Here is an 18,698-nt window from a genome sequence, read left to right as displayed (position 1 = left end):
AATGACGACCCCGATGATCGCCCACTTTATTGGTGGCAACCCCATGGCTTCGCGCTCCGAGCGCACGAGCGACGTCTACAATCCCGCCACGGGCGCCGTGACGGCCAAGGTATCGCTGGCCACGCCGAGCGAGCTGAACGCGGCCGTGGCTGCCGCCCATGCGGCCTTTCCCGCCTGGTCGCAAACGTCGCCGCTGCGCCGCGCCCGCGTCATGTTCAAATTCAAGGAGTTGCTGGAAGAACATTCGGACCAGCTGGCCGCGCTGATCACGGCGGAGCACGGCAAAGTCTTCACGGATGCGAAAGGGGAAGTGACGCGCGGCATCGAAGTGGTGGAATTTGCCTGCGGCATCCCGCAGATGATGAAGGGCGAGTATTCGGAACAGGTGGCCGGCGGCATCGATGCCTGGTCCATCCGCCAGGCTCTGGGCGTGTGCGTGGGCATCACGCCATTCAACTTTCCCGTGATGGTGCCGATGTGGATGTTCCCGATGGCCATTGCCTGCGGCAACACGTTTGTACTGAAACCGTCGGAACGCGACCCGTCGGCCAGCCTGCTGCTGGCGCAGCTGCTGACGGACGCGGGCTTGCCCGACGGCGTCTTCAACGTGGTGCAGGGCGACAAGGAAGCCGTGGACGGCTTGCTGCACCATCCGGACGTGCGCGCCGTCAGTTTCGTCGGTTCCACGCCGATTGCCGAGTATATCTATGCCACGGGCTGCGCCCAGGGCAAGCGCGTGCAGGCCCTGGGCGGCGCGAAAAACCACATGGTCGTCATGCCCGATGCGGACATCCCGCAGACGGTCGATGCCCTGATGGGCGCCGCCTTCGGTTCGGCGGGCGAGCGCTGCATGGCCATTTCCGTCGTCGTGGCGGTGGGCAATGTGGCGGACCAATTGGTGGAAGCGCTGGTGCCCCGTATCGCGGCGTTAAAGATCACGCAAGGCATGGATTTAACGGCGGAAATGGGCCCCGTGGTGACGCAGGTGCACAAGGACAAGATCGCCGGCTATATCGCCACCGGCGTCAAGGAAGGCGCCAAGCTGGTGGCCGACGGGCGCGGTTTCGTCCTGCCCGGCCACGAGCACGGCTTTTTCCTCGGCGGCAGCCTGTTCGACCATGTCACGCCCGAGATGACGATCTACAAGGAGGAAATCTTCGGTCCCGTGCTGTGCATCGTGCGCGTGCCCGACTTTGCCACGGCGCTGGAGCTGGTCAATGCGCATGAATACGGCAACGGCACGGCCATCTACACGCGCGACGGCAACACGGCGCGCGAGTACACGCACCGCGTGCAGGTGGGGATGGTCGGCGTGAACGTGCCGATTCCCGTGCCGATGGCCTTCCACAGCTTCGGCGGCTGGAAGCGCAGCCTGTTCGGCGACCACCATGCGCACGGCCCGGAATCCGTGCGCTTCTACACAAAGCAGAAGGCCGTCACGCAGCGCTGGCCGGCCTCGACGGCGGCCGGGGCCGAGTTTGCCATGCCGACCCTGAAGTAATCCCGCTGTAAAACCGGCTGGTTCGCTTCTTGCTTACTGCAATGGTTACTTGTTTAGCCATTGCAGATCACTTCCATGACGTCCAGCCGTACCCCGCCAGCGCCAGACCGCCCCTTGCGCATCGTTGTCGTCAATGCCATCGTCGAGCACGGCATGCACGCGGACGTGGCGCTGGCGGCCCAGGTACTGCGCGGCAATGCCTTGCGCATCGGCCTGCTGGAATCGGGCTTCGACATCGTTGCCTCGCTGCCGGCCGACCTCTATCTTCCTGAACGCATCGCGCAACTGCAGCCTGACCTCATCATCATCGATGCGGAATCGGATGCGCGCGACGTGCTCGAGCATATCGTTATCGCCACGCGCGACGAACGCCGCCCCATCGTCCTGTTTACGGAAGACGGCGCCACGGCCAGCATCGACGCGGCCATGGCGGCGGGCGTCTCCGCCTACATCGTGGCCGGCTTGCAGGCCGAACGCATCCTGCCCGTGCTGAACGTGGCGCTGGCGCGCTTTCGCCAGGAGGAAAAACTGCGGGCCGAATTGAGCGAATCGCGCCACAAGTTGCTGGAACGCAAAGTCATCGAGCGGGCCAAGGGCCTGCTGATGACGCACCACGGCTTGACGGAAGAGCAGGCCTACCAGCGCCTGCGCAGCATGGCCATGAACAAGAAGCTGAAACTGGCCGATATCGCCCAGCGCATCCTCGACGTGGAGGATTTGCTGGGATGAACGGGCATTCTTATTTTCGTGACCTGGTTTGTGACGTATCGTGGTGCAACGCACCATCCTGGTGCATCCATGCCGGGGCCGTCAAGCAAAGGACTTGGGTATGACAGAGCAAACGGGCAGGCCAGCGGACAGCAGCGCCCAGGTGATGCGCTCCACGCATCCGGAAAAACAGCTCATCCGCATCGGCTACCTGCCGCTGGCCGATTGTGCCTCGCTGGTGATGGCGTCGCGGCTGGGCCTCGATGAAAAATACGGCATCAAGATCGAGCTGAGCCGCGAGATGTCGTGGGCCGGCGTGCGCGACAAACTGAACAGCGGGGAACTCGACGCGGCCCACGTGTTGTACGGCCTCGTGTATGGCGTGCAGATGGGCATCGGCGGGCAGCAGCATGACCTGGCCGTGCTGATGAACCTCAACCACGGCGGCCAGGCCGTGACCCTGTCGGCTGCGCTGGCGCGCGAGGGGGCACGCGACGGCGATTCGCTGGCGCGCCACATGCGCGCCGCAGCGCGTCCGTTTGCGTTTGCGCATACTTTTCCCACCGGCAACCACGCGATGCTGCTGCAATACTGGCTGGCCGCGCACGGCATCGACCCGCTGCGCGATGCGCGCGTGATGACGGTGCCGCCGTCGCAGATGGTGGCCGCCTTGCGCGCGGGCCAGATGGATGGCTTTTGCGCAGGCGAACCGTGGGGCTACAAGGCCATCGTCGAGGGCGTGGGCGTGACGGCCGTGACCAGCGGGCAGATCTGGCCCGGGCATCCGGGCAAGGTGCTGGGCACGAGCGCCGCCTTCGCGCGCGCGCATCCGCATAGCTGCCGCGCCCTGATCGCCGCCGTGCTCGAGGCGGGGCGCTGGATCGATGCCAGCGATGAGCATCGCCTGGCCACGGCCGCCGCCCTGGCCGAGCCCGCCTACCTGAACACGCCGCAGGAAATGCTGGCGCCGCGCATCCTCGGCCATTACCAGGATGGCCTGGGCCGGACGTGGCATGAAGCGCAGGGCTTGCGTTTTCACGGCGACGGTGCCGTGAATTTTCCCTACCTGTCCGACGGCATGTGGTTCATGACCCAGCACCGGCGCTGGGGCTTGCTGCGCGACGAACCCGATTACCAGGCCGTGGCCGGGCAGGTCAACCGCATCGACCTGTACCGCCAGGCGGCGGAGATGACGGGGACGCCCGTGCCGGCGTCCCTCATGCGCGCGTCGACCCTGTGCGACGGCGTGGTCTGGGACGGCAGCGCGCCGGAAACGTATGCGGCGTCGTTTGCCATCGGTAACTTTTTTTGAAGAGGGAATTTCTCATGGCACAACTCGGCAGCGTGACCCTGGTGGGCGCCGGCCCAGGCGACCCGGATTTGCTGACGATCAAGGCAGTAAAAGCCATCGCAGGGGCGGACGTGGTGCTCATTGACGATCTCGTCAACCCGGCCGTGCTGGCCCATGCGGCGCCCGGCGTGCGCGTGGTCGAGGTGGGCAAGCGGGGCGGCTGCGCTTCCACGCCGCAAGCCTTCATCGAACGCCTGATGCTGGCCGAAGCGCGTGCCGGCCTGCACGTGGTGCGGCTGAAAGGGGGCGACCCCTGCCTGTTCGGGCGCGGCGGCGAAGAGCGCGCTTATTTGCGCAGTCACGGCGTGGCCGTCGAAGTGATACCGGGCATCAGCAGCGGCCTGGCCGCGCCGGCGTCCATCGGCGTGCCGCTGACGCACCGCGGCTGGAGCCAGGGCGCCATCTTCGTCACGGGCCATGGCAAGGACAGCGCGTCGGAGCCGAACTGGACGGCACTGGCGCAGAGCCGGCTCACCCTCGTCATCTACATGGGCGTGGCCAGGGTGGCGGCCATCCAGGCGGGCTTGCTGGGCGGCGGCATGGCGCCGGGCACGCCCGTGGCCGTGGTGCAATCGGCCAGCCTGCCGGCGCAGCGCCAGTTGCTGAGCACCTTGCAAGCCTTGCCCACCGACCTGCTGGCCAGCGGCCTGGGCAGCCCCAGCATCATCGTCGTGGGGGAAGTGGTGCGTTGCGCCGATGCGTGGGATGCGCATGGCGCGCCGGGCTTGCACGCCGCCTGCGTCTGAGCCTGTCCGCGCCTAGCGGATCGGCAGCGCCACGGGACGGATGGGGGCTGCGTCGCCGCCACGGAATTTCAAGGAGGCGCCGATGAAAGCAAACTGGTAGACCTTGTCGCGCGATAGCGCTTCCAGGTCGACCAGTTCCAGGATGGGCGTGCCCTGCTGCGCCAGCAGATACGTGTGTACGGGCAGGTAATTGCCCGCCACTTCGGACGGGAAGGCTTCGAAGCTGAGGTTGTCCGCGCCCACCACCATGGCGCCGCCGTCTTCCACGAGGAATTTCGCCGCGTCCAGCGCCAGGCCGGGAGGATTGGCCATGTAGGCTTGCGCCTGCTCATAGTGCCGCATGCGGCCCGTGCGTATCAGCACCACGTCGCCCTTTTCCAGGGTGATCTGCTGGTGCGCCAGCGCGGCGCGCAAATCCTGCCGCGTGACCCGGTAGTTGTCGGGCAGTTGCGATAACCCCTTGGCCACGGCCACGTCGATCAGCACGCCGCGCGCGACGATGGGCGGCAGCTTTTCCGCGCCCGTCACGGTCCAGCCCCGGTCGCCCAGGTAGTGTTCCTCCGTAAAGCCGTTCCAGATCTTGCCGTTCAGGCCGAAGTGGTTCAGGGCATCGATATGCGTGCCCATGTGCGCATACATGGACACGGCCGAGCCCGTGTAGCTGACGTGGCGGTTCATCTGTTCGCCCACGTGCATGGAATCGGCCACCACGTTGCCTTTCGGCGTATGCGTCATCCACATCTGGTAGGGCGGATCGCCGGCCGCCTGCCAGCTGGGCATGCCGACATAGAAGTCGACGGCCAGGTCATAGCTCCTGCCGTCGTCGATGCGGGCCAGGATGGCGGAGCGCGAGGCCTGCGTCATCAGGTTCAGGCGGCCGATCTCGTCCTTCGGGCCCCAGGGGCTGATGCCCACGTCGGGCAGGGTTGCGCCGGTCGGGGCGGCCGGGCCTGCCTGTGCTGCGCCTGCCAGCAGGGCCAGCAGCAGGGCGGTCAGGGTGGCGGATGATGTGAACATGGATGCTCCTTGTGTCGGGTGAGGAAAGAAGCCGCCATCATATTGTTTTCCATTTCAATGATAATCATCGATAAAATAATAAGATATTCAACTGCAAGGAAATAATGATGGATGTCCTGGCGCACATGCGCGTGTTCCGCGCCGTCGTCGAGCGCGACAGTTTCAGCAAGGCGGCGCTCGAGCTGAACCAGTCGGCGGCGGCCATCAGCAAACAGGTGCGCCAGTTGGAAGAGCGCCTGGGCACGCTGCTGCTGGTGCGCACGACGCGGCGCATGAGCCTGTCGGACGGCGGGCGTGCCTACTATCTTGAATGCTGCCGCCTGCTTGACGAGATCGCCGCGCTGGAAGTGGCCACGCGCGGCTGCGCCGGCAAGGTGGCGGGGCGGCTGCGCGTGAATGCGCCCCTGTCGTTCGGCCTGAAAGTGCTGTCGCCGCTGCTGCCCGCCTTCATGGCGCGCTATCCGGACGTCAGGCCCGAGCTGACCCTGGACGACCGCCTGCGCGACGTGGTGGGCGAGGGCTATGACGTGTCGCTGCGCATCCGCGCCGCGCTGGCCGATTCCACCCTGGTGGCGCGCCGCCTGGGCGACGTGGAGCAGATGATCTGCGCGGCGCCCGCCTACCTGGCGCGGCGCGGCACGCCCCGGCAGGCGACGGACCTGCACGGCCACGATTGCCTGGCCTACCGCCTGGCCGACAGCCCCGGCGTGTGGCAGCTCGACGGCCCGGAAGGGGCCAGCAGCATCGTCCTGCCCGTGCGTTTTTCCGCCGACAACAGCCTGATGCTGGCCGACATGCTGGTGGCCGGCATCGGCGTGGGCGCGCTGCCATCGTTCATCGCCGCGCCGCTGCTGGCCAGTGGCGCCCTCGCGCGCGTGTTGCCGTCGCACGCCATGGCCAGGCGTGGCGTGTATGCGCTGACGCCCGACGGCCGCCACGTGCCGCAACGGGTGCGCGCCTTCTGCGACTTCCTGGCCGAGGCATGGCAGCCGGGCTGAGGTGTTTTCCAGTGCAACCATCGGGCGCGCTTTTTTTCGCCCGCAAGCGCGTCGCGCAGGGGCTTTGATAGTATCCTCGTACCTGCTGTGCGCAAATGCGCCCTACATTCGAGGAACCGGAATAAGCGATCGACAATGCACACTTTGAGCAAGGGTGGGACGGTATCAGGCATCAGGATCTGGGCGGGAGGCTTGCTGCTGGCGCTGGCCGTGGGCGGCGCCCTGTATGCGGGCGCGGCGCGCACGGTCAACGACGACGCCGCGCAGCGTTTCGACAATCTGACGTACGCCGCCCAGCATAGCCTGGCCACGCGCGTCAAAAGCTATTCCGACCTGCTGCGCGGCCTCGAGGCGCTGTTTCGCACCAGCGACCATCTGACGCGCCGCCAGTTCCACGACTACGTGGCCGGCCTCGATATCGCGCGCCAGTTTCCCGCCATCGAATCGGTCAACTACGCGGTGGCCGTGACGCCGGCGCAGCGCGCCGCCTATATCGAGGCCGTGCGCAAGGACACCAGCCTGGCACCGGGCGGCTATCCCGGCTTCGCCATCCGCCCGCCCGGCGAGCGCCCGGAGTATGCGGTGCTCACCTACCTGGAACCCGACTCCCTGCTGGCCGAACGGATGGGCGTCGACATCGGCGCCAATCCGCTGGTGGCACAGGCCCTGGCGCAGGCGCGCGACAGCGGCGAAGTCGGCGCCTCGGGGCAGGTGATCATGATCAAGGGGCCGCCCGCGCACGTGGGCCTGGGCATGCGCCTGCCCGTGTACCGCAACGGCATGCCGCAGGGCAGCGTGGCCGAGCGCCGCGCCGCTTACCAGGGTTCCGTGGGCATCGGCTTCGGCGTGGCGCAGCTGGTGCACAGCGCGCTCGAACGCAGCGCGCTCGAACCGCTGCGCCTGACCCTGTACAGCGCCACGGAGCCCTTGCCGGCCGATGGCGACGTGCGCATCACGCCGCAGGACCGCCTGCTGTTCAACGATGACGGCGACCTGGCGGTGGCGCCGCCGCAGCCGGGCAGCGATGCGGACTATTTCGACCAGGTGCTGCCCATCGTGTACCAGGGCGGGGTATGGAAAGCGCATTTCCGCGTGCGCAAGGCGGAGCTGTACAGCGGCTTTGACCGCTATTTCCCCTGGCTGGCGCTGGCCGTCGGCCTGGCGGGCACCATGCTGATCTACGGTTACATCTACACCCTGTACCGCTCGCGGCGCAGCGCCATTACGCAGCGCACGCTGCTCGACACGGTGCTCGACAGCGTCGACGCCTATGTCTACATGAAGGATGAAGACCTGCGCTACCGCTACGTGAATGCCCGCACGGCGGCCATCCTGGGCCGCTCCGTGGACCAGGTGATCGGCCGCCGTGACGGCGAGCTGATGCTCGGTGACGCGGCCGCCGCGTCGCAGCGCACCGAACGCCAGGTCTTCGACAGCGGCACCAAGTTCGTCGGCGAGGAGCGCTTCGTCGATGGGCAGGGCCAGGTGCACCATCTGTGGAGCGTCAAGGTGCCGCTCGGCCTGCCCGGCCCCGTGACGGGCCTGATCGGGCTGTCCACCGACGTGACGGAGCTGCACCGGCTGAAGGAACAGGCCGACGCGGCCAGCCAGGCCAAGAGCGACTTCCTGTCGAACATGAGCCATGAAATCCGCACGCCGATGAACAGCATCATCGGCATGGCGCACCTGGCCCTGAAATCAGTGGCCGACGTGCGCCAGCGCGACTACCTGCAGAAAATCTACCACTCGGGCCAGCATCTGCTGGGCCTGATCAACGACATCCTCGATTTTTCCAAGATCGAGGCGGGCAAGCTGGAACTGGAAGTGCTGGACTTCCGCCTCGATACCCTGCTGGCGAACATCGCCAGCCAGCTGGGCGATGCGGCCGCCGCCAAGGGCCTTGTGCTGCAGTTCGATATCGCGCCGGAATTGCCGCAGCGCTGGCGCGGCGACCCGCTGCGTCTGGAGCAGGTCTTGCTGAACCTGGCCAGCAACGCCATCAAGTTTTCCGACAATGGCAGCATCTTCGTGCGCGTGCGCCAGTCCGAGGAGCGTGCCAGCCATACCGTGCTGCGCTTCGAGGTGCAGGACCGAGGCATCGGCATGAGCCAGGAAGAGGTGGCGCAGCTGTTCCGCTCCTTCCACCAGGCCGACCCGTCGACCACGCGCCGCTACGGCGGCAGCGGCCTGGGGCTGGTGATCAGCAAGCAGCTCGCTGAACTCATGAAGGGCAAGGTGGGCGTGTACAGCCAGCCTGGCCAGGGCAGCACCTTCTGGTTCACGGCGCGCCTGGAAAAATGCGCGCAGGCCAGTGACGAAGGCATCGCCGAAGTGGAGCCGGAAGTGCTGGGCGTGATCCGCGGTGCGTCCATCCTGCTGGTGGAAGACAATGTCTTCAGCCAGCAGGTGGGCTGCGAACTGCTGGAAGATGCCGGCGCCACTGTCTGCGTGGCCGGCAACGGCCGCGAGGCGCTGGAGCTGTTGTCCCGCCAGCGCTATGACTGCGTGCTGATGGACGTGCAGATGCCGGAGATGGATGGCTTCGAGGCGACGCGGCGCATCCGCGCCGATCCGCGTCTGGCCGGCCTGCTGGTCATCGCCATGACGGCCAACGCGGGCAGCGAGGACCGCGCGCGCTGCCTGGAGGCGGGCATGGACGAATTCGTTACCAAACCGATCGCGCCTAACCTGCTGTTCCACCTGCTGGCGAAATGGTTCCGCCTGCGCGGCGGCATCGGCGGCATGGCCCACGTCCAGGCGGCGGGCAGGGGCCATGCGCCGGCGCCGCTGGCGCGGGCGCCGGAAGGGCGCGACACGGCCATCCTCGACCTGGCCACGCTGGCCCTTACGTTCAGCAATGACGCCGTCAAGATGCGCAAGTATGCCCAGCTGTTCCTCGACACGGCGCGCGACGGCATCGCCGAAATGGAGCAGGCCATGGCGCTGGAAGACCTGGGACGCCTGGCGGACCTGGGCCACCGCAGCAAATCATCGGCGCTGGCCGTGGGCGCGCACGCTTTCGCCGCCCTTTGCCTGTCGATCGAAGGCTTGCGCCTGGGCGGCGACATGCAGCAGGCGCGCGCCTTGCTGACGGCGCTGGGGCCGGCCCTGGCGCAGGTGGCGGAACAAATTTCGCTGGAATTTGCCGCCAGCGACGCCCCCTGACGCAGGCAGCGGCGATAATACGTCTTTGACGTCTCCGGCCATGCGGCCGGAGACGCGCCAACTCATCGGATCAGCATGCAAACAACCGTCACGCCCGGCCTCCTCATCCTGCACGGCAACCAGCTGGAACAGCTGCGCGCCGCCGTCTTCCAGTGGCTGCGCAGCCACCCGCTGGCGCCGCTGGAAACGGACATCTTCCTGGTGCAGTCGAACGGCGTGGCCGAGTGGCTGAAGATCGCCCTGGCCGAGGAGATGAAAGTGTGCGCCGCCACGCGCATCGCCCTGCCGGCGCGCCTGTTGTGGGAAAGCTACCGGGGCATGCTGGGCCGCGAGCGCGTGCCGCGCGTCTCGCCGTTCGACAAGTCGCCGCTGACCTGGCGCCTGATGCGTCTTTTACCTTCCCTGCTGGCCGACCCCGTGTTTGCGCCGCTGCGCTACTTCCTCGCCGACGGCGACGCGGAGCGCCGCCTGCAGCTGGCTGAGCGCCTGGCCGACCTGTTCGACCAGTACCAGGTCTACCGCGCCGACTGGCTGGCCGACTGGGCGGCGGGGCGCGACCAGCTGCGCACGGCCAGAAACGAAGCCATCGCGCTGAAGGTGGACCAGCGCTGGCAGGCGCAATTGTGGCGCGCCGTGGCGGCCGACGTGGGCGAAGCCGAACGCGATACGGGCCGCGCCGACATCCACGACGCCTTCCTGGCGGCCATCGCCGCCGGAGACCGGCCTGCCGGCAAGCTGCCGCGCCGGGTGGTGCTGTTTGGCGTGTCGGCCCTGCCATACCAGACCCTGCAGGCGCTGGCCGCGCTGGCGCGCCACACGCAGGTGGTGCTGGCCGTGCCCAACCCGTGCCAGTTCTACTGGGGCGACATCATCGAAGGGCGTGACCTGCTGCGCGCGCAAAACAAGCGGCAGCAGCAGCGCAACGGGCATGACCTGGCGCAGATCCCGCTGGAAGAACTGCATGCGCACAGCCATCCGCTGCTTGCGAGCTGGGGCAGGCAAGGGCGCGATTTCATCCGCATGCTCGACGAGTTCGACGAGCATGCGCAAGCCGAAGGGCGCGACGACAGCCTGCGCATCGACCTGTTCGGCGAGGAGGAGGGCACAACCCTGCTGCAGCAGGTGCAGGTGGCCATCCGCGAACTGCGCCCGCTGGCCGAACACGCGCAAACGCCGCCCGATGCGGCCGACCGCTCGATCGAATTCCACGTGGCGCACAGCGTGCAGCGCGAAGTGGAGGTGCTGCACGACCAGTTGCTGGCCATGTTCGCGCACAGCGCCGAGACGGGGCTGCGCCCGCGCGACGTGGTGGTGATGGTGCCCGACATCGACACCTTCACGGCCGCCATCCACGCCGTCTTCGGCCAGTACCGGCGCAACGACGAGCGCTTCATTCCGTTCGAGATCGGCGACGTGAAGGACCGCAGCGTCAATCCGCTGCTCGTCGCGCTCGAATGGCTGCTGCACCTGCCGCAGCAGCGCTGCCGCCAGAGCGAGGTGCGCGACCTGCTCGACGTGCCGGCGCTGGCGGCCCGCTTCGGCTTGCAGCCGGACGACCTGGCCACGCTGGGCGCGTGGATCGAGGGCGCGGGCGTGCGCTGGGGCCTGGACCGGGAGCACCGCGCCGGCCTGGGGCTGGGCGCGGCGGGCGAACAGAATGCGTGGATCTTCGGCGTGCGGCGCATGCTGCTCGGCTATGCCAGCGGCGGTGGCGCCAGCTTCGGCGGCATCGAGCCGTATGCGGAAGTGGGCGGCCTCGATGCGGCGCTGGCAGGCTCCCTGGCGCAGCTGGTCGAGGCCCTGCTGCACTGGCGCGGCGTGCTGGCCGGCACGCGCACGCCCGCCGAATGGGGTGAGCAGGCGCGCGCCCTGCTGGCCGCCTTCTTCGATGCCGACGACGAGGGCGACCGCCTGACCCTGGCGCAGCTGGAAGGCGCCTTGCTGCGCTGGCTGGAAACGTGCGAACACGCGGGCTTCGTCGAACAGGTGCCGCTGTCCGTGCTGCGCGTGGCGTGGCTGGGCGCGCTCGACGAGCCGACCCTGAACCACCAGTTCGTCTCCGGCGGCGTGACCTTCTGCACCCTGATGCCGATGCGCGCCGTGCCCTTCCGCGTCGTGTGCCTGCTGGGCATGAACGACGGCGACTTCCCGCGCCGCGCGCCCAAGGCCGACTTCGACCTGCTGGCGCTGCCCGGCATGGCGCGCCCGGGCGACCGCTCGCGCCGCGACGACGACCGCTATCTGATGCTGGAAGCCTTGCTGGCCGCGCGCGACAAGCTGTACGTGAGCTGGGTGGGGCGCAATGTGCGCGACAATGCCGAGCAGCCGCCGTCCGTGCTGGTGTCGCAGCTGCGCGACTATCTGGCGGCCGGCTGGTCGCTGGACCGCCACCTGGCATCGCTGACGACGGAGCATGCGCTGCAGCCGTTCAGCCGCCGCTATTTCGAGGCGGGCGGCCTGCTCACGTATGCGCGCGAATGGCGCGTGGCCCACGCCGGCATGGATGCGGCCGCGCCGGCGGGGGAGCTGCCGCTGGGCCCCTACGAACTCGATCCCGGCACGCGGCTGAAGCTGGGCGAGCTGGCCAGCTTCCTGCGCCAGCCCGTCAAGTACTTCTTCCGCCGCCGCCTCAGCGTGCACTTCGCCGATGCGGCCATGCTGGGCGAGGATGAAGAGCCGTTCGGCCTGAATGCGCTCGAGCGCTATCTGCTGGAAGACACCATGCTCGATGATGGCGGCGCCGTGGAAGCGCTGGACGAGGTGCGCGCCAGCCTGGAGGCGCGCGCGGAAAAGCTGGCCCGCGAAGGCGTGCTGCCCATCGGCCTGATCGGCCAGCAGGTGCAGGCGCAGCTGGTCGAGGCGCTGGTGCCCGTGCGCAGCGCCTGGCTGTCCCTGCGCGCCTCGTTCCCGCTGCCGGCCGACAAGCGCGCCATCAACCTGCCCTTCGGCGAGGTGCAGATCGACGACTGGCTCGACAGATTGTGCAGCAACGGCCAGGAAACGGCCTGGCTGATGCAGATTTCCTCGAAAGTGACGGACAAGGGCGGCCAGGCGCGCGGCGACAAGCTGATGCTGATGTGGCTGCGCCAGCTGGCCGCCGCCGCCCTCGGTTTCCCCGTCACCGGCTACCTGGTGGCGCGCGACGCCATCGTCAGCATGGTGCCGCTCGATCCGGCCTCGTCGCGCGACGCCCTGGCCACCCTGCTGGCGCTGTGGCGCGAAGGCATGAATCATCCGCTACCCACGGCCTGCAAGACGGGCCTGGCGCTGGTGCAGGAGGGCGACCCGCGTGCCGTCTACGATGGCGGCTTTGAAGTCTCCGGCGAGCGCGAGGAACTGTGCCTGGCCCGCCTGTGGCCCGAGTTTTCCGCCCTGGCGGCGGACGAAGCATGGCAGGACTGCACGCGCGAGCTGTATGGACCGCTGGCCGGCTGGCTGCAGGAACACATCACCATAGACCCGATCAGCGCGCCCCATGACGGCGCCGGAGAAGACGCATGACGAGCCATCTGCTCAACCCCCTGGCATTCCCCCTGCATGGCTCGCGCCTGATCGAAGCGTCCGCCGGCACGGGCAAGACCTGGACCATCGCCGCGCTGTACGTGCGCCTCGTGCTGGGGCACGGCGACGACGACAGCCGTTTCGTACGCCCGCTGCTGCCGGCCGACATCCTGGTGATGACGTTTACCCGCGCCGCCACGCGCGAACTGTCGAACCGCGTGCGCGAACGCCTGATCGAGGCCGCCGCCTATTTTCGCCACGAATTTGGCAGTGAATCCGGCGGCAGCGACCCTTTCCTCGACGCCTTGCTGGAAGCGTATCCGGACGAGGGCGAACGGCAAAAGGCGGCCCACCGGCTGATGCTGGCCGCCGAGACGATGGATGAAGCGGCCATCTTCACCATCGACGCCTGGTGCCAGCGCATGCTGCGCGAGCACGCCTTCGACAGCGGCAGCCTGTTCGACGAAGAACTGGTCAGCGACGAGCAAGCGCTGTTCGAGGATGCGGCCCACGATTACTGGCGCCAGCAAGTGTATCCGCTGGCGCCGCAGGCGCTCGACGTGCTGCTCGATTGCTGGCCCGACGTGGAAGCGCTGAAAAAGGGAACGCGCGAGCTGTCCCGGCGCGCCGACATCATGGCCATGGCCGAGGAGGAGCCGTTATCCGCGCTGATCGGGCGCGAACAGCGGGCGCTGGCCGCGCAGCTGGCGACCCTGAAGGCGGGCTGGGTCGAGCGCGTGGACCGCATGGCCGCCTGGATCAACGACCACCGCGCCGCCAATCCCAAGTGTTTTAACGGCGTCAAGATGAAGCCGGAGAACCTGGCGAAGTGGTTCGACGGCTTGCGCCGCTGGGCGCAAGACCCGCTGCTGCTGCAGCCGGCCATCACGGCCAAGGCCTGGGAGCGCCTGACGCCCTTCGGCATCGAGGATGCGTTTGCCAAGAGTTTCACGGCCCAGGTGCCCGAGTGCTTCGAACACACGGAGGCGCTGGGGCTGGCCCTGGCGGCCATCACGCCGCTGGCGCACAAGCTGCACCTGCACGCGGCGGCGGCCATCGCGCGGCGCATGGACCAGTTGAAGCGCCAGTCGCGCCAGTTCGGCTTTGCCGACATGCTGCAGCGCCTGCGCGACGCGCTGGCCGGCGAGAATGGCGCAGCCCTGCGCCAGCGCATCGTCGACCAGTATCCGCTGGCCATGGTCGATGAATTCCAGGATACGGCCCCGGCACAGTACCAGATCTTCAATTTGCTGTACCGCATCGCCGACAACGACCCGGCGCTGGGACTGTTTTTGATCGGCGACCCGAAGCAGTCGATCTACGGCTTTCGCGGCGCCGACATCCAGAGCTACCTGGCGGCGCGGCGCGCGACGAACGGCCGCCACTACCAGCTGGGCACCAACTACCGCTCGACGGCGCCCCTGGTGGCGGCCGTCAACCAGCTGTTCCAGCACGCCGAGCGCGCCGAGGTGCCGCTTGGTGCCTTCCGCTACCGGAAAAACGGCGAGAATCCGCTGCCCTTCGAGGCCGTCGACGCCAAGGGGCGCGCCGAGCGCCTGGTTACACAGGATGGCGCCATGCCGGCGCTGCTGGCCGCCTGCGCCAGCGACGAAGGGCTGCGCGGCGACAGCTACCGCGAGTATTTCGCGCAGCATTGCGCCGAGCACGTCGTCGCCATGCTGGGCGATGCGCAAGCGGGCTTCGAAGGCCCCGACGGCTTCGTGCGCCTGCAGCCGGCCGACGTGGCCATCCTCGTGCGCGACCGCAAGGAGGCGGCCGCCATCCGCCGCGCGCTGGCGCGCCGCCGGGTCGCCAGCGTCTACCTGTCCGACAAGGATTCCGTCGTCGACAGCGAGGAGGCGGCCGACGTGCTGCGCTGGCTGGCGGCGCTGGCCAACCCGCTCGACGGGGGACTGGCGCGCGCCGCGCTGGCCACGCGCACCATCGGCCTGTCGCTGGGCGAGCTGGCGCGACTGTCGAGCGACGAGCTGGAATGGGAGCGCAGGGTCGAGCAGCTGAAAGCCCTGCATTTGATCTGGCAGCGCCAGGGCGTGCTGGCCATGCTGCGCCGCTTCATCCACGAACTGCAGCTGCCCGCCATGCTGCTGCAGCAGACGGGCGGCGAGCGGCGCCTGACGAATTTGCTGCACCTGGCCGAACTGCTGCAATCGGCCAGCCGCCAGCTCGATGGCGAGCAGGCGCTGATACGCTGGCTGGCCGAGCAGATCGCCGGCGAGGGCGAGAGCGGCGACGAACGCGTGCTGCGCCTGGAAAGCGATGCGGAGCTGGTGAAGGTCATCACCGTGCACAAATCCAAGGGCCTGGAATACCCGCTCGTGTACCTGCCGTTCGCCGTCACGGCGCGCAAGGTGGACAAGCGCAACCGCAGCTTCTTCGAGTATGCGGACGCACACGGCGAGCGCCGCCTCGATCTGTCGCTGTCCGACGAGGCCATGGCGTTTGTAGAAGAGGCGCGCATCGAGGAAGACTTGCGCCTGCTGTACGTGGCCCTGACGCGCGCGCGCCACTTCCTGTGGCTGGGCGTGGCCGCGCTGGCGGCGCGCAAGGCGGGCGAGAATACCCTGCACGAATCGGCGCTGGGCTATTTGCTGACGGGCGGCGACAGGTTGCCGGCGGAGCAATTGCTGCTGCGCTGGCAGCAGGTAGCGGGCAGCTGCGACGCCATCTATGTGGGTTCGCTGGCGCAGTCCGACGCCTGCACGGTGCTCGACCGCATCGAGCGGCGCCCGGAGCTGCGCCCCGCGCCCGTGTTCGCGGGAGACTTCGAGCGCGACTGGTCGGTGGGCAGCTTTACCTCGCTGACGCGCCAGATCGGCGCCGTGGCGGCCGCGCACGTGCCGCAGCGGGCGCTGGAAGAGACCCTGCTGGAAGACGGCACGGGCACCGGCGTGCCGGCCCTGCCGCCGCAGCAGGCGGCCGACGCGCCGTGGCACCGCTTCCCGCGCGGCTCGGTGCCCGGCAACTTCCTGCACGAGCAGCTCGAGTGGATGGGCGGCGAAGGCTTCGACTGCGTCCACGATGACAACTTCGCCACGCGCCTGGCCGCGCGCTGCGAGCGGGCCGGCTGGGGCCACCGCCAGGAAGACGCCATCGCCTGGCTGACGCAGGTGGCCGTCACGCCGCTGCCGCTGCTGGACGCGTCGCTGTCCGAACTTGATAGCACGCTGTCGGAGATGGAGTTCTGGTTCCCCAGCGAGCATTTGTCCACCGAAGCGCTGGATAAACTGTGCACGCGCTTGTTGCTCGACGGCGCGCCGCGTCCCGTGCTGCCGCGGCGCCAGCTGCACGGCATGCTGAAAGGCTTCGCCGACCTGGTCATCGAAAGGGAAGGCCGCTACTGGGTGCTCGACTACAAATCGAATGCGCTGGGCGCCAATGACGCGGCCTATCACACGGCCGCGCTGGCGGCCGGCATGGCGCAGCACCGCTACGACATCCAGGGCGCCATCTACATGTTGGCGCTGCACCGGCTGCTGCAAAGCCGCCTCGGCGACGCCTACGACCCGGCCGAGCACCTGGGCGGCGCCATCTTCCTGTTCCTGCGCGGGATCGCGAATGCGGACACGCACGGCTGCTACTGGCTGGCGCCGCAGCGGGAACTGCTGGACGGCCTCGATCAACTGTTAGAAGAAACGGAACACCATGCAGCATGACGCGCAGATGGAGGCCTTGCAGATGGACGCCTTGTTTACCCACTTTGACGGCGTCGCCGAGGCCGGCCACCTGCGCCGCCTGAGCGCCGCCTTTGCCCGCTTCATCGCCACGCTGGACGAGGGGGCGCCGCATGCGCCCGCCGTGGCCGTGGCGTGCGTCGTGCTGTCCGAGCTGGAAGGGCGGGGGCACAGCTGCCTGATGCTGGCGGACCTGGCCGGCGAGCCATCGCAGCTGCTGGGCTGGAGCGAAGAGCTGTGGCATGGCGTGCTGGCCGTGGCCGGCCCGCTGCCGGTGTCGCTCGAAGGCTGGCGCGCGCTGCTGGCGCGCGCGCCGCAGGTGTGGCAGGTGGATGCGCCCGACGCGCGCCAGCCGCTGGTGCTCGATGGCGACCGCCTGTACCTGCGCCGCTACTGGCGCGACGAGCGCCTGGTGGGCGGCAAGATCGCCGCGCGCGCGCAGGATTTGACTAATCCGCCGCTGGCGCAGGTGCGGCAATGGCTGGACGTGCTGTTCGACCAGCCGGCCAAGGACGGCGCCCCGGACTGGCAAAAGGTGGCCTGCGCCGTCGCCCTGCGCGGCAAGGTGGCCATCATCACGGGCGGCCCGGGCACGGGCAAGACGTACACGGTGGCCAGCTTGCTGACCCTGTTGTTTGCCGTCTCGCCGCAGCCGGAACAGCTGCGCATCGCGCTGGCCGCGCCGACCGGCAAGGCGGCCGCGCGGCTGAAGCAGTCGATCGACAAGGCCTTGAGCGGCCTGGCGGAAAAGGTCGGGGAAGCCTTGCCCTTGCTGGAACTGGCGCGCCGCATGGGCGCGGCCCGTACCCTGCACAGCCTGCTGGGCGCGCGGCCCGATACGCGCGCCTTTGCCCACCACGCGGGCAATCCGCTCGACGTCGACGTGCTGATCGTCGATGAAGCGTCGATGGTGCACCTGGAAATGATGGCCTGCGTGCTCGATGCCCTGCCGCCTGCCGCGATATTGATCTTGCTGGGCGACAAGGATCAGCTGGCGTCCGTGGAGGCGGGCGCCGTGCTGGGCGACTTGTGCCACGACGCCCAGGCGGGCGGCTACACGCCCGCCACCATCGCGTATGCGCAGGCGGCCAGCGGCGTGGCCATTCCCGCCGATTTTGCCGGGACGGCGGGCGCGCTGGCGCAGCAGACGGTGATGCTGCGCCACAGCCACCGTTTCAGCGGCCCGATCGGCGAACTGGCGCTGGCCGTGAACGCGGGCCGGCCCGACCTGGCCAAGGCCTGCTTCGCCGGCGACAGCGGCGGCCAGCTGGCGTGGAACGTGACGGCGCAGCCGGACGAGGTGCTGCGCCTGGCCTTGCGCGGCCGGGCAGACGCGCCGGGCGGCTATCTGCCCTACCTGGAGCTGGTGAATGCGGGCGAAGCGGCGTACGCGCAGCATGACGACTGGGTGCGCGACGTGCTGCACCGCTTTGAAGCGTTCCGCATCCTGTGCGCCGTGCGCGAGGGGGAGTGGGGCGTGGCGGGGCTGAACACGGCCATCGAACTGCGGCTGGAAAGGGAAGGCCTGATCCGCCGCAGCGAATGGTATGTGGGCCGCCCCGTGATGGTCACGCGCAACGACTACGGCACGGGCGTGTTCAATGGCGACATCGGCCTGACCTTGCGCGATCCGGCGCGGCCCGGCTCCCTGCGCGTGTACTTTTTGGAAGGCGAGAACGTGCGCAGCGTGCTGGCCACGCGCTTGCGCCACGTGGAGACGGCGTTCGCCATGACGGTGCACAAATCGCAGGGTTCGGAATTCCGCCACACGGTGCTGGTGCTGCCGCAGGAGGGCGGCGCCATGCTGGCGCGCGAACTGGTCTACACGGGCATCACGCGCGCGCGCGACTTCTTTACCCTCGTCTCGCCCACGCAGGCGGTGCTGTTCGACGCCGTTTTGCGCCGCACGCAGCGGGCCAGCGGGCTGCGGGAGGTAATCGGCTGAGGGCCAGGCCGGGCAAGCGCGCTGCCGCCCCGGATGGTGTTGCTAAAAGGTAATATATGTTGTGTATTCCGAAT

At 68.3% G+C, this 18,698-nt stretch carries 10 protein-coding genes; 9 read left to right on the top strand and 1 reads right to left on the bottom strand.

Going from position 1 to position 18,698, the window contains the following annotated elements; translation table 11 throughout:
* Position 1: 1 nt before the first annotated feature.
* The 4 genes from AC07VL_RS11185 (at position 2) to cobA (ending at position 4,306) form a co-directional block, all read left to right on the top strand.
* Positions 2-1,501: a CoA-acylating methylmalonate-semialdehyde dehydrogenase gene (locus tag AC07VL_RS11185; RefSeq protein WP_494805902.1), complete on the top strand. Its 1,500-nt coding sequence runs from the start codon at positions 2-4 to the stop codon at positions 1,499-1,501.
* Between the two features lie 75 nt (positions 1,502-1,576).
* Complete coding sequence (locus AC07VL_RS11180; protein WP_494805901.1) at positions 1,577-2,230, top strand: ANTAR domain-containing response regulator; 654 nt, start codon at positions 1,577-1,579, stop codon at positions 2,228-2,230.
* A 100-nt stretch (positions 2,231-2,330) separates the two neighbouring features.
* Positions 2,331-3,521 carry a CmpA/NrtA family ABC transporter substrate-binding protein gene (locus AC07VL_RS11175; RefSeq protein ID WP_494805900.1) on the top strand — a complete coding sequence of 397 codons (1,191 nt, stop codon included), beginning with the start codon at positions 2,331-2,333 and terminating at the stop codon, positions 3,519-3,521.
* Positions 3,522-3,535: 14 nt separating this feature from the next.
* Positions 3,536-4,306 carry a uroporphyrinogen-III C-methyltransferase gene (cobA, locus tag AC07VL_RS11170; protein WP_494805899.1) on the top strand — a complete coding sequence of 257 codons (771 nt, stop codon included), beginning with the start codon at positions 3,536-3,538 and terminating at the stop codon, positions 4,304-4,306.
* Positions 4,307-4,318: 12 nt separating this feature from the next.
* Here the strand turns inward: cobA and AC07VL_RS11165 are convergent, their stop codons facing one another.
* Positions 4,319-5,323: a cyclase family protein gene (locus AC07VL_RS11165; protein ID WP_494805898.1), complete on the bottom strand. Its 1,005-nt coding sequence runs from the start codon at positions 5,321-5,323 to the stop codon at positions 4,319-4,321.
* 107 nt (positions 5,324-5,430) lie between these two features.
* Between AC07VL_RS11165 and AC07VL_RS11160 the strand changes: the two genes are divergently transcribed.
* The 5 genes from AC07VL_RS11160 (at position 5,431) to recD (ending at position 18,624) form a co-directional block, all read left to right on the top strand.
* Positions 5,431-6,321 carry a LysR family transcriptional regulator gene (locus AC07VL_RS11160; protein ID WP_290603318.1) on the top strand — a complete coding sequence of 297 codons (891 nt, stop codon included), beginning with the start codon at positions 5,431-5,433 and terminating at the stop codon, positions 6,319-6,321.
* A 135-nt stretch (positions 6,322-6,456) separates the two neighbouring features.
* Positions 6,457-9,486: a CHASE domain-containing protein gene (locus tag AC07VL_RS11155; RefSeq protein ID WP_494805897.1), complete on the top strand. Its 3,030-nt coding sequence runs from the start codon at positions 6,457-6,459 to the stop codon at positions 9,484-9,486.
* A gap of 75 nt (positions 9,487-9,561) precedes the next feature.
* A complete protein-coding gene (gene recC, locus AC07VL_RS11150) occupies positions 9,562-12,987 on the top strand; it encodes an exodeoxyribonuclease V subunit gamma (RefSeq protein ID WP_494805896.1) in 3,426 nt (1,141 codons plus the stop codon).
* Positions 12,984-16,661: an exodeoxyribonuclease V subunit beta gene (gene recB, locus AC07VL_RS11145; protein ID WP_494805895.1), complete on the top strand. Its 3,678-nt coding sequence runs from the start codon at positions 12,984-12,986 to the stop codon at positions 16,659-16,661. The genes recC and recB overlap by 4 nt, the downstream gene beginning before the upstream one ends.
* A complete protein-coding gene (gene recD, locus AC07VL_RS11140) occupies positions 16,651-18,624 on the top strand; it encodes an exodeoxyribonuclease V subunit alpha (RefSeq protein WP_494805894.1) in 1,974 nt (657 codons plus the stop codon). The genes recB and recD overlap by 11 nt, the downstream gene beginning before the upstream one ends.
* Positions 18,625-18,698: the final 74 nt, after the last annotated feature.

It is taken from the genome of Janthinobacterium sp. GW821-FHT03C08 (genome assembly GCF_059420905.1).
Note: the sequence above shows the minus strand (reverse complement) of the source record. Positions and strands in the feature narration are given on the sequence as shown.

What these genes read in the sequence shown, in the direction of transcription:
- recB (WP_494805895.1), top strand. Translation starts at nt 12,984, where the DNA reads ATGACGAGCCATCTGCTCAACCCCCTGGCATTCCCCCTGCATGGCTCG.
- AC07VL_RS11155 (WP_494805897.1), top strand. Translation starts at nt 6,457, where the DNA reads ATGCACACTTTGAGCAAGGGTGGGACGGTATCAGGCATCAGGATCTGG.
- AC07VL_RS11165 (WP_494805898.1), bottom strand. Translation starts at nt 5,323, where the DNA reads ATGTTCACATCATCCGCCACCCTGACCGCCCTGCTGCTGGCCCTGCTG.
- cobA (WP_494805899.1), top strand. Translation starts at nt 3,536, where the DNA reads ATGGCACAACTCGGCAGCGTGACCCTGGTGGGCGCCGGCCCAGGCGAC.
- AC07VL_RS11160 (WP_290603318.1), top strand. Translation starts at nt 5,431, where the DNA reads ATGGATGTCCTGGCGCACATGCGCGTGTTCCGCGCCGTCGTCGAGCGC.
- AC07VL_RS11175 (WP_494805900.1), top strand. Translation starts at nt 2,331, where the DNA reads ATGACAGAGCAAACGGGCAGGCCAGCGGACAGCAGCGCCCAGGTGATG.
- recD (WP_494805894.1), top strand. Translation starts at nt 16,651, where the DNA reads ATGCAGCATGACGCGCAGATGGAGGCCTTGCAGATGGACGCCTTGTTT.
- recC (WP_494805896.1), top strand. Translation starts at nt 9,562, where the DNA reads ATGCAAACAACCGTCACGCCCGGCCTCCTCATCCTGCACGGCAACCAG.
- AC07VL_RS11180 (WP_494805901.1), top strand. Translation starts at nt 1,577, where the DNA reads ATGACGTCCAGCCGTACCCCGCCAGCGCCAGACCGCCCCTTGCGCATC.
- AC07VL_RS11185 (WP_494805902.1), top strand. Translation starts at nt 2, where the DNA reads ATGACGACCCCGATGATCGCCCACTTTATTGGTGGCAACCCCATGGCT.